This is a genomic window from Polaromonas sp. P1_G1 (genome assembly GCF_056405595.1).
Genome location: NZ_JBFUBU010000168.1, coordinates 1 through 480 on the forward strand (window position 1 = coordinate 1; position 480 = coordinate 480).

1 protein-coding gene is annotated in these 480 nt (G+C 63.3%); it reads right to left on the reverse strand.

The genetic code is table 11. The features are described 5' to 3' along the window. The coding region (locus AC1D1Y_RS26305; RefSeq protein WP_477684938.1) for a LacI family DNA-binding transcriptional regulator at nucleotides 1-441 on the reverse strand (441 nt) is incomplete at its 3' end. Nucleotides 442-480: the final 39 nt, after the last annotated feature.

Genomic DNA, 480 nt, shown 5'->3' on the forward strand with positions numbered 1-480 from the left:
GAGCAGGACCAAGCGGGGGTAGCGCCGGTACAGATCGACCAGATCAGACTCCAGCAAATCGTTGCTGAGGATGCAAATGCCATCGCACTGGCGTTGCATCAAAAACTCCACGCCTTGCAGTGCTTTCTGCCGTTCGTCACCGTGGCCACAGCCGGCGGCTGCCACCATATGCCGGTCCACTGCCCGCAGCTCGCGGTCAATGGCCTGCAGGATGGGCGAGTAGAACGCGCCTTCGAACATGGGCACATAGACCCCCAGCATGCCCAGGCTTTTGAGTGACAACGCCCGCGCCACGTTGGAGGGGTGAAAGTCCAGCTCCTGGATGGCGCGTTGCACCCGGCCCAAGGCGTCGGGAGACACGCCACCGCGGCCCGAAATAGCCCGGGATGCGGTACCTACGCCAACCTGAGCCAGCTTGGCGACGTCTTTGATGGTTGCCATCGTGCGGGAGCGTGGTGGTAGGTGGCTCGGTTCACGCGC